We start from the raw sequence: 15,944 nt of genomic DNA on the forward strand, positions 1-15,944 counted from the left end.
AGAAACGGAATTTAAAGGAATACAATGGCAATTAAAAAAACAGAATTATATTCATCTCTATGGGCTAGCTGTGATGAGCTGCGTGGCGGGATGGATGCCAGCCAATACAAAGATTATGTGCTCACCATGTTGTTTATGAAGTACGTTTCAGACAAATTTAAAGGTGACCCTTACGGAATGATTGTCGTGCCACAAGGTGCTAGTTATGACGATATGGTTGCCGCCAAGGGTGATAAAGAAATTGGCGATAAGATAAATAAAATCATCTCTGCTCTTGCTGAAGAAAATGATCTTAAAGGCGTGATTGATGTTGCCGATTTCAACGATGAAGACAAGCTGGGCAAAGGCAAGGAAATGATCGACCGCCTCACTAAATTAGTGGGGATTTTTCAAGGTTTAGATTTGACGGCCAACCGCGCTGCTGGCGATGATTTGTTAGGTGATGCATACGAATACTTAATGCGCCACTTTGCTACCGAGTCAGGTAAATCAAAGGGGCAATTCTATACGCCATCCGAAGTATCTCAAATTCTCGCCAAGGTTGTGGGGATTACAGAGGACACTCCACAGGATGCAACTGTTTATGACTGTGCCTGCGGGTCAGGTTCACTTTTATTAAAAGCAAATGATGAAGCCTCACGAGGATTGTCTATTTACGGGCAAGAAATGGATAATGCAACCAGCGCATTAGCCCGTATGAACATGATCTTGCACAACAATGCCACAGCTAAAATTTGGAAAGGCAACACTCTGTCCGATCCACAATGGAAGGATTCACCTAACTCATTGAAACTTATGGATTTTTGCGTGGCGAACCCTCCATTTTCAAATAAAAACTGGACGAGCGGGTTAAATCCAAATGAAGATTTATATGGTCGTTTTACATGGGGTATTCCGCCAGAGAAAAACGGTGATTACACCTTTTTATTACACATCATTAAGAGCTTAAAGAGCACGGGTAAAGGCGCGGTGATTTTGCCACACGGTGTGTTGTTCCGGGGAAATGCCGAAGCCAATATTCGCGAAAACCTTATTAAGCAAGGATACATAAAAGGCATTATTGGCCTACCTGCTAACCTGTTCTACGGCACGGGTATTCCAGCCTGTATTATCGTGATTGATAAAGAGCACGCACAAAAAGCAGTGTCTAAATTTAACGAAGGTGATGATAATCTTCCCACGATAACTGGTCGCCCTATCTTCATGATCGATGCCAGCAAAGGCTTTATTAAAGACGGCAATAAAAACCGCCTGCGCAGCCAAGATATTCATAAAGTGGTTGATGTGTTTAACAAGGGCTTAGAGTTAGCACGATTCAGCCGTTTAGTACCACTGGATGAAATTGCCGCAAACGATTACAACCTCAATATCCCTCGTTATATCGACTCGTCAGAACCAGAAGATTTACATGATTTAAGTGCTCATTTACAAGGTGGTATTCCAAACCGTGATATTGACGCGCTTGAACATTTTTGGCAGGTATTCCCCAGCATTCGCGCAACACTATTTAAACCAGCACGCGAAGGCTATAGCCACGGCATGATTGAAGCAAGCCAAGTTAAAAGCAGCATTCTTGCTCATCAAGAATTCAAAGACTTTGCCAGTCGCAGCTTATTACCATTTAAGCAATGGATACCTGATGCCAAGTTAAAAGAAATCAAAGTGGGCGCTAATCCAAAAGACTTCATCTTTAACATTTCAGAAAACTTACTCAGCGCCTATGCCAATAGCGACCTGTTAAGCAAATACGATATTTACCAAATCCTGATGGATTACTGGGCTGATACCATGCAAGACGATGTGTATGTATTAGCGCAAGACGATTGGCAAGCAGGAAACACCTTACGTGAGTTAGTGGCTAAAAAGGGCGAAAAACTCAAAGAAACGCCTGACTTAATCATCAATAAGAAAAAGTACAAAGCCGAGCTTATTCCACCAAGCCTGATAGTGAAACGTTACTTTGCCAATGAACAAGCACAAGTTGATGCTTTGCAAGCCAAACAAGACGAAGCCACTCAAGCACTGGAATCTTACCTCGAAGAACATGGCGCTGAAGACGGTTTATTAGCTGATGCCATGAACGATAAAGATAAAATCACCAAAGCTAGTGTCTTAGCACAAACTAAACTAGTAGCTAGTTCTGAAGAATTAAAAGCTCTAATGCATGCCTCTAAGTTATTTAACGCAGAAGCTGCCGCCAAAAAAGCCGTAAAAGAAGCCCAAGAAGCATTGGACTTAGCGGTATTTAATCAATATCCAAAGCTCGACATTGATGAAATCAAACTTCTAATTGTGGAAGATAAATGGCTGGCAACATTACAAGCCAATATCATCGCAGAAATTGAGCGAGTTACTCAGCAAATGGCAAACCGCGTAAAAGAGCTAGAAGAGCGCTATAGCACACCCTTACCAACACTGGCCAAGTCGGTAGATACGCTAAGTGATAAAGTTGCTGGTCATCTTAAATCAATGGGCTTGGAGTGGCAGTTATGAGTTTAATCGCTAACCAAGTTATACCTACTGGATACCAGAAATCTGAGGTTGGAGTAATACCTGATGAATGGAAGATATCTACAATTGATGATATATCACTATTGCCTATGCAAAATGGCTTGTTCTATGAACCAGCTCGAAAAGGTAAAGGTATACCACTAATTAATGTGTCTGATATGTATAAAGCAGCCCCTATCTCAATAGATAGTCTAGAGCTTTTTGATGCTACATTGCTTGAAGTTAAAACATTCAAAGTTATAGAGGGAGACTTATTTTTTACCCGATCATCTATTGTGCCAAGTGGAATTGCTTATTGTAATGTATATCCGAAAGTAACTAGTATTGCCGTTTTTGATAGCCACTTAATAAAAGTGAGAGTTAACCCTGCAATAGCTGATTATCGGTTTATGTATCTCAATTGCTTAGCAACTCATGCGAGAAAACATCTGATAGCAAATGCCAAGACTGCCACGATGACAACAATAGATCAAAAGGCTATAAAGAGTTGTCCTGTATTGCTCCCATCAATTAAAGAACAAACCGCCATTGCCAATGCCTTATCCGACGTTGATGTGCTATTAACGGAATTAGAAAACCTCATCGCCAAAAAACAAGCGATTAAAACCGCCACTATGCAGCAACTGCTAACAGGAAAAACCCGTTTACCGCAATTCGCTACTTACATCGCAGGCGAAGAGAAAGGGCAAGCCAAAGGCACAAAACCCAGCGAACTAGGCGAAATCCCTGAGGATTGGGAAATAGTAAAGTTTGGAAGCATTGTAAATTATATAAAAGGATATCCATTCAAATCAGCAGAGTATACTGATTCAGGAATTAGGGTTGTTAGAGTAAGCGACACATCTTTCACTTCGATTAAAAACGAAAACCCAATATTCGTTTCTGAAAATTCGAGAAGAAAATATAAAAAATGGAGTCTAGAAAAAGGCAATATTATTTTTACAACGGTAGGATCAAAGCCGCCAATGTATGACTCACTCGTTGGTAAAGCAATTCTTGTAGAATCTCATCACGAAGGTTTTTTACTGAATCAAAATGCGGTATTAATCAAACCAAAACTTGCTGCTGAAAATATATCGAATTTACTGGTAAGCCATTTTAGGACAGAGAGATATATTGACCATATTGAGCAAATTTATCGTGGTAATGCTAATCAAGCTAGTATTACTCTCGATGGCTTATTTGAATTTGAAATACCCTTACCAAGAGAGCCAGAAGAACAAACCGCTATCGCCACCATTCTCTCGGATATGGATAACGAAATCCAAATCCTTGAACAACGCCTAAAGAAAACACGTCAAATAAAACAAGGCATGATGCAAGAGCTACTTACAGGCCGCACAAGGTTGCCGTTTGACACATCTGACGAAAAAAGTACGGAGATTAGGAATGCCAACTGAACAAAGCCTTGAGCAACTTCGTGCTTTACTAAAAGAGCTATGCCATTTGCCTGCTGAAACCGAATGGGTAGAATTTAAGCATAATGTTGATGTGGTTAAAATTGGTGAATATATCTCGGCACTGGCCAACTCTGCGGCTCTGCTTGGCAAGCAAACGGGTTATTTGGTCTATGGTGTTGAAGATGCGACCCATAAAGTGATTGGCACTGACTTTACCCCTTCAAGCCAAAAGCACAAAGGTCAAGAGTTAGAAAGTTGGTTGTTGCAGAAAACCGCGCCTAAAATTCATTTTCAATTCTATGAATTTACTAATGTTGATGGTTTACCAGTAGTTATTTTGGAAATACAAGCAGCCAGCCATACGCCAGTGCAATTTGACGGCATAGAATACATTCGGGTTGGTTCGTATAAAAAGAAACTGCGTGAGTTCGCTGAGAAAGAGCGAGAGTTGTGGCGAGTGTTCGACAAAGTACCCTTTGAACAACAAGCGGCGACCGAAAACAGTAGTGCGGAAGAAGTTCTTAAATTACTCGATTACCCCGCTTATTTTGAGCTTACGGCACAACCTTTGCCAGAAGGGCGAGATGGAATTTTAGAGGCATTACAGGCCGATAGGTTAATTAGTAAAAACGACAAGGGAAGTTGGCAAATCGCTAATGTAGGTGCAATTTTATTTGCCAAAAAATTGCAAAACTTTCAGCACCTTGGGCGTAAAGCGGTGCGCCTTATTCATTATCGAGGTAATAGTCGTGTAGAAACAGTACGCGAGCTAGAGGGTAATAAGGGATATGCCGCTGGTTTTGAAGGCTTGATTGACTACATTAAAACCCTCTTGCCAGCGAATGAAGAAATAGGCAAAGCTTTTCGTAAAGAAGTGCCAATGTATCCAGAATTAGCCATTCGTGAGCTAGTGGCTAATGCCATTATTCACCAAGATTTTACGTTAACTGGCACTGGGCCAACGATAGAGCTGTTTGATACCCGCATGGAAATAACGAATCCGGGTGTACCTTTAGTAGATACCGATCGCTTTATTGACTCGCCACCTCAAAGCCGTAATGAAATGCTGGCGTCATTTATGCGCCGTATCAATATTTGTGAAGAACGAGGTACTGGCATTGATAAAGTAATATTTCAAACCGAATTATATCAATTGCCTGCACCTATTTTTGAAGTAACCGACAGACACACCCGTACAGTGTTATTTGGGTATAAAGCATTTTCCGAAATGGATAAAGAAGATCGTATTCGAGCCTGTTACCAACATTGTTGTTTACGCTATGTAAGCCGAGAACATATGAATAATACTTCATTAAGAGAGCGTTTTGGAATAGAAGGAAAGAATAGTGCCACGGTGAGCAGAGTGATTAAGGACGCAGTTAGCTCTGGGCTAGTGAAACCATATGATGCAGAGGCTGGAACCAAAGCCATGCGCTACGTTCCACACTGGAGCTAATTTGCTTGATTGTTGTTTGATTGCAATCACTTGAATTTGTGTTTTACTAAGAATTTAGTGTATTAAGTCATTGATTTGTATTGTTTAATATTTGCTTGATCGTTGCTTGATCGCAAGGGTTTAATTAAAGGATTTAGTTTATGAGTAATGTCGGCCAAAAAGAACGGAAAACCCAAAACCGAGTTGTTCAATTTTTTAAAGAACAGTTCAATTACCAAACCAAGCAAGGCATGATTAAAGTGCTACTCACTTGCAGTACACGGTTGTCATTAAATAAGGGATAAAGAAACTATGGAAGGAACTGTGGAGCAAGTAAATAAACAAAACTATTTAGATAAACAAATAACAAAAGTTAAAACATTACTTTTATTACCTAACTTGAGCATTCCTGCTTATCAAAGGCCTTATAAATGGACTCAAGCCAACCTAGCGGATTTGCTCAGCGATTTAAAAATCTATCGAGATAAATCCGCATATCGCTTAGGTGCAGTAGTATTTCATCACCATTGTAATGCTGATGAAAACCAACTTGATATTGTAGATGGGCAACAGCGCACCTTAACGTTAGTCCTTTTAGTTAAAGGGTTGATTGATGAACGCTTATCTACATTAAAGCGACAAGATGTAAAAGATACCCTGACCTCACTTGTAGAGCCAGTAAACTCATTTTTAAATCGACAACGATTTAATAATGATATTTCCCATCGAAATTTGCATCAAAACTATATGGCAGCTAAACGCGCCGTTGCGCGTAGTGACTTTACTGAAGACGATATAGAGTTTTTATTATCTCGCTGCGAAGTAGTCACTTTTGTGCTTAATGATGTGTCTGAAGCTTTCCAGTTTTTTGACTCTCAAAATGCCAGAGGCCGTGATTTAGATCCCCATGATTTGTTAAAAGCCTTTCACTTACGTGAATTTTCGCAAGCTGAAACTGAGCTAAAAGCCCAATCTGTGAGCCATTGGGAAAGTTTAGAGAGTGACCAGTTAGCAAGATTGTTTGCAAATTACTTATTTCGCATCCGTAACTGGACACAAGGGAAGTCAGCACAGTATTTTGGTAAATCACAGGTTGGATTGTTCAAAGGAGTTAATCTTGAACATGTCGGTTTATATCCTTATGTTGAACCGCTGCGAATTTCCCACCACTTTGTCGATGAATATAACGGCCAATACCAGCGTCACATTGACCACCAACACATGCACTTTCCATTTCACCTTGATCAAATGATCATTAATGGAAGACGTTTTTTTGAAATGACGAGTCATTATCAACAAAAGATTGCTGAGATAGTGAGTGATGAGCACAGTGGAAATAATGTAGCTAACGAAAACAGTCCAATTCGAATATTAGGGCATGAGCTAGAGCCAATTGCTTGTAAGATTTTACAAGTGCTGAACAGTTACCATTCTCGTACTCGCACAGGTGATGGCTATATTCGCACTATGTTTGATTGTGCAGTTATATTTTATTTGGATAAATTTGGCGAACACCAGTTATCGCAAGCGATAGAAAAGCTGTTTATTTGGGCATATAGCTGCCGCTTACAAAAGCAAGTGGTTCAGTTAGCTACAATGGACAACCATGTTTTAGCGAACAATATATTTGAAAAAACAAAGCAAGCTGTGCAGCCCAGTGATGTATTGAATTGGCCGTTATTAACGATTAAAGAAACAGACTGTAAGGGAACCAAACTAGCTGAAATTACCGAGCTGTTTAAGGAAATGAAGTATTATGAATAATATCCAAGCCCGTGATAAAAAAAGCATTGGTTCCGACAGCAGCAATAAAATACAAAGCTACAGAATTAAAGAGTTATTGATAGACTCTAACAGTTATCTAGTGCCTATGTACCAGCGCAACTATGCGTGGGGTGAAGGTGAAATAAATCAACTCATACAAGATGTATTGGATTACCAACAAAATAAGCCTAACCAAACATATTACATTGGTACTTTAGTAGCGTTTGAACGAACTGACGGCAGATTCGAAGTTATCGATGGTCAACAGCGATTTACTACCCTAACTCTCCTCGCATTTGCACTCAAACGCCTCTCTACAAAACACCAAACAATTGATATGGAGTGGTATAACAAACCAAATTTAGGATTTGAAAGTCGAAAAAAATCGACTGATACCTTTGCGAGTTTGATACATGGCGTTGCTTTAAAACACTTGCGTACAGATGAATATAACCAAGATGTAATTAATGGTTATGAATTGCTTGAAAAAGCATTATTAGCCCTAGGAGATAAACTGAAAGGGTTTTGTAGCTATTTGTTTAGTAACGTGGAAATAGCGCGTGTTTCTGTACCAAAGGATACTGACTTAAATCACTACTTTGAAGTGATGAACAATCGTGGTGAACAGCTAGAAAAGCACGAAGTTGTTAAAGCGAGGTTGATCTCGGTATTAAATGAAATAGAAGATGAGCAGGAACGAGAACAAAATATACAACTGCTTAGCAAAATTTGGGACGCAACCGCAAATATGGAGCGATATGTTCAGTATGGTTTTAGCCCGGATGAACGCCACAAAGTATTTGGCAATGATGACTGGGGGCAATTTACTCCAACTAGTTACACAGACTTAGCCGCGTGTTTGGAGCACGAAGCCACCAAAGAAAGCGGGCAAACTGATAATGTATCGTTGTCGCTAAATGAGATACTTGCTAAACCACCTCAGATATCTACTAGTGGTGACGCAACTCTTACGCCAGAGCGCTTTAACAGTGTGATTAACTTCTCCAACTTTCTGCTTCATGTGTTGAGGGTTTTAACCAAGCTAGACATCGCGTTAGATGACAAACGTTTGTTAGAGCAGTTTGATACTTATTTAAATGATAACAATACAGACAAGGTAACAGCAGTAAAAGACTTTGTATTTTCATTATTGAAGTGTAAATACCTCTTTGACCAATACATCATTAAGCGCGAGTTTAGTGACGGTAAAGATAAGTGGAGTTTGAAGCGCTTGCATTTCTATAACGCCAAGAGTCAGAGCTATATCAATACCTTTGATAATAGCAATGAGCAAGATAGCGAAGATGGTTTTGAAGGAGTTAATCGTCAATTATTGACATTATTGAGCGCATTTCATGTATCAACACCTACTTTGGTTTATAAACATTGGCTAAATGGGGCGCTTTTTCATTTGTTCCACATGAACAACGTAACCCCTCGTCATTATTTGAGGAGGCTTGAACACTTAGCCAGACAGTTTGTATTTGGGCGTTTTTTAAGTATCGATGGCGCAGATTACTACAACATGATTTACCAAGGAAAATCGTTTTCAACTGTCGATTTTAGTGACTCACAGGTAATGGAACTGCTGAAATACGGCACAATTGAGAATAACTTAGTTTTTAACTACCTCGATTATTTACTTTGGTGTGATGGCACTAAAAATGGTAGTGATGACGTGGTCAATCAATTTGAATTTACTTTCCGAAGTTCAGTGGAACACTTTTACCCTCAACACCCCCTTGATGGACATAGAAAGCTAGCGAAAAACGATTTACACCGATTTGGTAATCTTTGTTTAATTAGTCATAGTAAAAATTCAAAGTTGAGCAACTTACAACCAACAGCAAAACGAGATCATTTCAAAGCAGCCATAGCAGACAAAAGAATTGATACACTCAAACTTTACGAAATGATTAAAGTTATGAATAGCGCTGGTGAGTGGACAGAAACACAAATAGCTGAGCATGAGCGCAACATGCTAACGATTTTAATTAATGATTCTAAAGCGGAGCACAGGGATGAGTAACGTCGGCCAAAAAGAACGAAAAACCCAAAGTCGAGTGGTTAAATTTTTTAAGGAACAACTCAACTACGACTATTTAGGTGACTGGGAATACCGTGGCGGTAACAGTAATGTTGAAAAGGATATTTTAACCAATTGGCTGGAAAAACGTGGTGTTTCCGAACCGCTGATTACTCGTGCATTACGTAAGTTAGACGCAGCCGCCGCCCTTGGAGAAGGCAAAAAGCTGTTTGATGCGAATAAAGACGTGTATCGCTTACTTCGTTACGGCGTAAAAGAGAAAGAAGGCACAGGTGAGCAAAATAAAAACGTTTGGCTGATTGATTGGGTGAATCCAGAAGCCAATCACTTTGCGATTGCAGAGGAAGTAACGATAAAAGGCGAGCTTAAAAAGCGCCCTGACATCGTTATTTATGTAAATGGTATAGCCTTAGGCGTTATTGAGCTTAAACGTTCGTCGGTATCAGTTAGTGAAGGTATTCGCCAAAACCTCGATAATCAAAAGAAGGCGTTTATTCGCAACTTTTTCACTTCAATGCAATTGGTCATGGCGGGTAACGATACCCAAGGAATACGCTACGGCACTATTGAAACCTCTGAGAAATATTATTTAGAGTGGAAGGAGCCTGAAGGCGCTAGTAGCCTTCCTACGCCTAATATAGATACAGAAACCTTGTTAGACACACATTTAGCTCAGCTATGCGATAAAAACCGATTTTTACATTTAATCCATGATTTTGTTGTGTTTGATGCGGGAGTTAAAAAGACCTGCCGACATAATCAGTATTTTGGTATTCAAGCGGCCAAGAACCATGTAAGAAACAAACAAGACGGTATTATTTGGCATACACAAGGTTCGGGAAAAAGCTTAACTATGGTGTGGTTGGCTAAGTGGATACGTGAAAACATCACCGACTCTCGCGTGCTGATTGTGACAGACCGCACCGAGTTGGATGAGCAAATTGAAAAAGTGTTTTCAGGTGTTGATGAGGAGATCTACCGTACTAAGAGTGGCCGCGATTTAGTTGCAACCTTGAATCAACCTAATCCTTGGTTATTTTGCTCGCTTGTTCATAAATTTGGGCGTAATGGTGAAGCAAGTGATGATGAAGACGATGCCGCAACAAAGGATTATGTAGAAGCGCTGAAGCAAAGTATATCTAGCGATTTTTCAGCTAAGGGCAATTTGTTTGTATTTGTTGATGAATGCCATAGAACACAATCAGGCAAGCTACACGAAGCCATGAAAGCCATTGTGCCTGAGGCCATGTTTATTGGTTTTACAGGTACTCCTTTGATGAAAAGGGATAAAAAGAAGTCCTTAGAAGTGTTTGGCCCATACATTCATACCTATAAATTCAATGAAGCGGTTAACGACGGTGTCGTACTCGATTTACGTTATGAAGCTAGGGATATTGATCAGCATTTAACGTCAGAAAAGAAAGTAGATAAATGGTTTGAAGCAAAAACCAAAGGCCTTTCAAATTTAGCTAAAATGCAGCTCAAACAAAAGTGGGGCACGATGCAAAAAGTGCTATCCAGTAAGTCACGACTTGAGCAAATAGTTAGCGATATTTTAATGGACATGGAAATCAAGCCAGCTTTAGCAACTGGCCGAGGTAATGCGATGCTGGTTTGTGCCAGCGTTCATCAAGCTTGTGTGGTTTATGATCTATTTAATAAAACTGATTTAGCTGGAAAGTGTGCGGTAGTGACCAGCTATCAACCTGCTGCTAGCTCTATCAAAGGCGAAGAGTCTGGCGAAGGGCTTACCGAAAAATTATTTAAATACGATACCTACCGAAAAATGCTCGCAGATTATTTTGAGCAAAGCGAAGACGAAGCGTCTAAGCGAGTCGAAGAGTTCGAAAAAAATGTCAAAAAACGCTTTATAGAAGAACCCGGTCAAATGCGATTGTTGATAGTAGTAGATAAGCTGTTAACAGGGTTTGATGCGCCTTCAGCCACTTATTTGTATATTGATAAGAGCATGGCAGATCACAGCCTGTTTCAGGCAATTTGCCGCGTAAACAGACTAGATGGGGAGGACAAAGAATATGGTTATATCATCGATTATAAAGATTTATTCCGCTCACTTGATAAAGCCATTAAAGATTACACCGCCGAAGCCTTTGATGGCTATGACGAAGAGGATGTGGCTGGATTACTAAAAGACCGATTAACTGAATCAAGAACAGATTTAGACAATGCTTTAGAAGCCGTTAGAGCTTTATGTGAACCCGTTAAAGCACCGAGAGATTCCAAAGACTTCATACATTACTTTTGTGGCGAATCAGGTCTTGAGCCTGATGATGAAGAGTCTCGTTCAGAAAAAGAGGCTTTGCGCTTAACCCTTTATCAGGCAGTTGCTAAGCTTATTCGCGCCTACACAAGTCTTGCAAATGAGATGGAACAAGCAGGTTATAGCGAACAAGAAGCTGCAAAAATTAAAAAAGAAGTCGCTTACTTTGAAAAAGTCAGAGATGAAGTAAAACTCGCTAGTGGCGACTTATTAGAAATGAAGCGATTTGAACCCGCAATGCGTCATTTGCTAGATATGTACATCCGCGCTGATGACAGCGAGACATTAATGGACTTTGAGGAACTTGGGTTAATAGATTTGGTGGTGAATAACAATTTAAACGCAGCACCCAAAGGGCTTAGAGAAAACGAAGAAGCCATGGCTGAGGCCATTGAAAATAACGTTCGCAAAACCATTGTTGATGAGAACCCTGTAAACCCCAAATATTTCGATAGCATGGCAACGTTACTTGATGAAATTATCAAACAACGCAGAGCTGGGGCGATTAAATATCAAGAGTACCTTGAGCAAATACGTCAACTTGCCAAAAAAGTGGTTAATCCTGCTGGGAATACTGCTCACAGTTACCCAGAAACCGTTGATACGCCTGCTAAGCAAGCGATTTACGATAACTTTGGTAATGATGAAGTGTTAACAACCAAAATCGATACTGCCGTTCGCTACACCAAAAAAGCTGAATGGCTTGGTGATAGGTTTAAAGAGCGAGAAATTGCCAATGCGATTCGAGAAGAAGTAGCTAGTTATGAAGTAAACATTGAAGAAGTTATGTCGCTGATTAAAGCCCAAAAGGAATATCACTAGTGACAGTAACTGATACTGAACTGGTCACTATCGGCGGGATAGACGTTGAGGTTAATCGCAGGAACATTAAAAATATTCACCTAAGTGTTTTACCTCCCAATGGTAGGGTGCGATTATCTGTACCTAGCAAAACAAGTGAGCAAACAATAAGGTTAGCGATCGTAAACAAACTGGCTTGGATCAAAAAACAGCAGTCAGATTTTGCCAAGCAACCCCGTCAATCTGTAAGAGAAATGGCCAATGGAGAATGCCACTACCTTTGGGGACAAAAATATAGGCTTGCGATTAAAGCGGCTAAAGGTAAATTTTCGGTTCAAATTAAAGGAAATAACAAACTAGAGTTAGCTGTTAGCAATTCGACAACAACTGACAATAAACTAAAGCTACTCAATCGTTTTTACCGTGAACAAATACAAGTTTCAATGGCCAAAATGCTTCCTAAATGGCAGAAGACGTTGGGGGTGGCACCTGACTCGATAGAGATCAAAAAAATGAAAACCAAATGGGGCAGTTGCAATATCCAAGCAAAACGCATTTGGTTGAACTTAGAACTCGCTAAAAAACCAATTGAGTGTATGGAGTTCATCTTAGTACATGAGTTAGTGCACCTTCATGAGCGCCACCACAACGAACGCTTTCGAGCATTAATGAATAAGCACATGCCCAATTGGAAAGAACGCAGAAATTTGCTTAATAGTCTTCCTTTGGTGTATGAAGATTGGAGTTATTAAACAATTCAATATGAATATGAATATGAATATGGAAATTTTATGCCATCAATAGAATCAGATTTCTCTTTAAAAGAAATTAATACTCGAATGCTCCGACTATTAGAAAGCATTGATCTTAGTTCAGAGCCATTAAAGATACTTTTGTACGGCAATGGGTTTGTTCCAAAAGAAGGTGCTCTTTGGGACTATAAGTCGGAGTATAAGAATGACGCATTGTCACTTGCTAAAACGGTCCTAAGGATTGTCAGCTTCTACAATACCTGTGGGGGTTACTTAATTTTTGGGGTGAAAGAACTACAAAGAGATAGCTTGTTTGCACCAGTGAAAGTAGATCTTTCGGAACTTAACCAAGCACAATTAAGAGATACTATTCGCCGCTACACTAGCACCAGTATTGATGTATGCGTAAATACTATCCAGCTAAAAATCGAGGATGTTAATTTTGAACTTGGATTATTGCACATACCCAAACGAACAAGTAAATTGCCTATCAAATTTGTTCGAAATGGTCCTTTAAAAGAAGGGTCTAATAAAAACATCTTTTGCATAGACCAAACATACTTCCGTTTCTTGGACGAATGTAGACCCGCACAAACCCCCGAAGACTGGCAATTATTACTTTCTTCAAGAACCTTTAATCCGAGCACTGGCGTTGGTTCATCCACACCCTTCAATAAAATTTCAACTCTCTATCACAATTTACCCGATAGGAACCTCATATGTTCAAAGTTTATAGGCCGAAATGAAAAAATAGCCCAGATATGGGAATGGCTTGCAGATGAATTTGAGTATATGAAAATCCTTTCTGGCGACGGTGGTAAAGGAAAAACCTCAATAGCTTATAAATTTGCGACTGATTTCATTCATTCATACCCAGAAGGATTTGAACGAGTACTTTGGCTATCAATCAAACAAAAACAATTTTCTGGGCTAAATAATGAGTATTTCGAGCTTGAAGGAGAAAAATTTCATGATGTTCTAAGCTTTTTAGAATGTTTAGCAATCAATTGCGCTCTAGATACCACTGAGTATTCTGAAATTTCGTTATCACTTATTAAAAAAGAGGTAAAAGATGCTCTTACTGAGTTCCCTGCACTTATCATAATTGATGACCTTGATTCATTAGAAGACGAAGAACAAAAAAACGTTGTCGACACTTGCAGATATCTAAGTAGCAACAAAGCAAGGTTTCTGATTACAACACGTAAAAAGCTAGGTTATACATCTGATCAGTGTATTGATGTACCGGGCCTACCTAAAGAAGATTTCGAAGAATTCATTTCTACTATTATTTCAAAATCGACGAGAAAGGTACTTACAAGGAGAGAAGTTGAAAGACTGCACCAAGCATGTGATGGCTCTCCATTGCTCTCAGCTTCCATCGTACGCCTTTTTAATTTAGGAATGCCTTTCCAAATGGCATTAGAGCAGTGGAAGGGAGAAGGAGGCGAGGATGCAAGGAATGCCGCATTAGAAAGAGAAGTGGAATCGCTTTCCCCGGATGCGAAAAGAATTCTACTTATAATTTTTTATTTCAAAACTTGCTCATATACCGAAATAAAACAAGTGTCTGATCATGGTGATATTAAATTAGCAGAGCTTTTAGAAGAACTTAAGTCCTTATTTCTTGTAAACGAACCTCGCTTTATTGAAAGTGAGGAAAGATATAGTATTTCGAATACCACTGCTCTTATTGTTGAAAGAAAAGCATCTAACATGGCTATCGATCATAAAAGAATTGATACCGCAGTCAAACAAATGAGGCGAGGAGTTAAACGAAGTAATAAACCAAATTCCAAAGAAATCGGAGCTGCAATAAGTCAAGCTGATGCTTTATTGAAAGATCACAAAGTCTATGACGCGATATCTACAGTAGATTCGGTGTTGAATCAATACAAAAAACATCCAGACCTTTTATTAATGAAAGGTCGATGCTTAATGCACAGTGATATTTTAGATTACGAAAAATCTCGCCAACTTATCAAGCATTCTATTAACGCAGGACAAAATAAAGAATTAGCTTTTGATCTGCTGTATATCTGTGAGACAAAATTAGAAAACAATACAGGTGCAATTGAAGTCTGTTCAAAAGCTCATGAACAAAGTGGATTTAATAATAGTAGCTGGGCAGAAAGACTTGCAAAAGAGCTGGTTCAGAGATCGTTTAGACGTAAAGGCGATTCAAGAATAAGTGACCTTATGGAATCTAGCTCAGTTTTAGGAAGCTCACTGAAAAGCTTAAGCAATCTCGCGAAAGAGCAGAAAGTTTTGGAGCTTAGTGAGATTCACGACCTAATATGGTCAGAGTTAGAAAACGTAACTGACTTAACATGGCTCTCCAAGTACGATACCTGTGCGGAACTGATCGAAAGAGGAGATATCCGGACACTTTCCTTTAGAAGAGCTTTCTCTTGTATTGAAAGGGCTTATAAGGAGCCTAGACCTTCAACTAAAAAGAAAGAGGCTCTCGAAATTGTTATATTAAAGTTTTCAAAGCTACTCAGCAAAACTAAGTCCAACGAAGTTCAAGTGAAGCTTTGCGAAGAGCTATCAAATGAATTGTCTAAAATAAGCGTAAATATTTAGTTCATAAGTGGCTGGGAAAAAAGCGAAATAGCCATATTTAGGATTTGATTGCGTACCATTGGTAATGAAAAAGATAGAAGCCCTCATAAGAGGGCTTCTGGTTGATCAAGGATCATCGTTTCCAACGGGGAACTTAATTCCCATGGGGTAACCCATTATTTCTGTAGGGGAACTTAGTTAATCTACACAGTTTCTACTGATTTGAGTAAATAAAACGTTTATAGGGATTAAATAAGACGTTTACAGTAAATAAGGTGTTTACAATATAAGTAAAGTCCACTGCACAGTGGGCTTATTTATGTCTAATTATTTTTAACAATTTTGTTAAAAATTCATTATCGTATTTTAAACCACTAAAGCCCAACCC

General features: G+C 39.3%; 8 protein-coding genes. All 8 read left to right on the forward strand.

Annotated features, from left to right (window positions below):
- Positions 1-24 precede the first annotated feature (24 nt).
- The 8 genes from GARC_RS16090 to GARC_RS16125 all read left to right on the forward strand — a co-directional run bounded on the left by GARC_RS16090 (position 25) and on the right by GARC_RS16125 (position 15,577).
- Positions 25-2,493 (forward strand): type I restriction-modification system subunit M, encoded by a 2,469-nt coding sequence (locus GARC_RS16090; RefSeq protein ID WP_007622075.1) that lies wholly within the window; start codon positions 25-27, stop codon positions 2,491-2,493.
- Positions 2,490-3,911: a restriction endonuclease subunit S gene (locus GARC_RS26010; RefSeq protein WP_007622078.1), complete on the forward strand. Its 1,422-nt coding sequence runs from the start codon at positions 2,490-2,492 to the stop codon at positions 3,909-3,911. The genes GARC_RS16090 and GARC_RS26010 overlap by 4 nt, the downstream gene beginning before the upstream one ends.
- Positions 3,901-5,367: an ATP-binding protein gene (locus tag GARC_RS16100; RefSeq protein WP_007622079.1), complete on the forward strand. Its 1,467-nt coding sequence runs from the start codon at positions 3,901-3,903 to the stop codon at positions 5,365-5,367. Before GARC_RS26010 ends, GARC_RS16100 begins: the two co-directional genes overlap by 11 nt.
- 291 nt (positions 5,368-5,658) lie before the next feature.
- Entirely contained in the window at positions 5,659-7,110 is a 1,452-nt protein-coding gene (locus GARC_RS16105) for a DUF262 domain-containing protein (RefSeq protein WP_007622083.1), read from the forward strand.
- Positions 7,103-9,139 carry a DUF262 domain-containing protein gene (locus tag GARC_RS16110; protein ID WP_007622085.1) on the forward strand — a complete coding sequence of 679 codons (2,037 nt, stop codon included), beginning with the start codon at positions 7,103-7,105 and terminating at the stop codon, positions 9,137-9,139. Before GARC_RS16105 ends, GARC_RS16110 begins: the two co-directional genes overlap by 8 nt.
- On the forward strand, positions 9,132-12,260 hold the full coding sequence (locus tag GARC_RS16115) for a type I restriction endonuclease subunit R (protein ID WP_007622088.1): 3,129 nt from the start codon (positions 9,132-9,134) through the stop codon (positions 12,258-12,260). The genes GARC_RS16110 and GARC_RS16115 overlap by 8 nt, the downstream gene beginning before the upstream one ends.
- Positions 12,260-12,991: a M48 family metallopeptidase gene (locus GARC_RS16120; RefSeq protein WP_007622095.1), complete on the forward strand. Its 732-nt coding sequence runs from the start codon at positions 12,260-12,262 to the stop codon at positions 12,989-12,991. The genes GARC_RS16115 and GARC_RS16120 overlap by 1 nt, the downstream gene beginning before the upstream one ends.
- 39 nt (positions 12,992-13,030) lie before the next feature.
- Positions 13,031-15,577 (forward strand): ATP-binding protein, encoded by a 2,547-nt coding sequence (locus GARC_RS16125; RefSeq protein WP_007622097.1) that lies wholly within the window; start codon positions 13,031-13,033, stop codon positions 15,575-15,577.
- Positions 15,578-15,944 lie beyond the last annotated feature (367 nt).

This window comes from Paraglaciecola arctica BSs20135, assembly GCF_000314995.1.
GTDB classification, from domain to species: domain Bacteria; phylum Pseudomonadota; class Gammaproteobacteria; order Enterobacterales; family Alteromonadaceae; genus Paraglaciecola; species Paraglaciecola arctica.

Coding starts and splice junctions, on each gene's coding strand:
- GARC_RS16115 (WP_007622088.1), top strand. CDS start 9,132: ATGAGTAACGTCGGCCAAAAAGAACGAAAAACCCAAAGTCGAGTGGTT.
- GARC_RS16090 (WP_007622075.1), top strand. CDS start 25: ATGGCAATTAAAAAAACAGAATTATATTCATCTCTATGGGCTAGCTGT.
- GARC_RS16110 (WP_007622085.1), top strand. CDS start 7,103: ATGAATAATATCCAAGCCCGTGATAAAAAAAGCATTGGTTCCGACAGC.
- GARC_RS16105 (WP_007622083.1), top strand. CDS start 5,659: ATGGAAGGAACTGTGGAGCAAGTAAATAAACAAAACTATTTAGATAAA.
- GARC_RS16125 (WP_007622097.1), top strand. CDS start 13,031: ATGCCATCAATAGAATCAGATTTCTCTTTAAAAGAAATTAATACTCGA.
- GARC_RS26010 (WP_007622078.1), top strand. CDS start 2,490: ATGAGTTTAATCGCTAACCAAGTTATACCTACTGGATACCAGAAATCT.
- GARC_RS16100 (WP_007622079.1), top strand. CDS start 3,901: ATGCCAACTGAACAAAGCCTTGAGCAACTTCGTGCTTTACTAAAAGAG.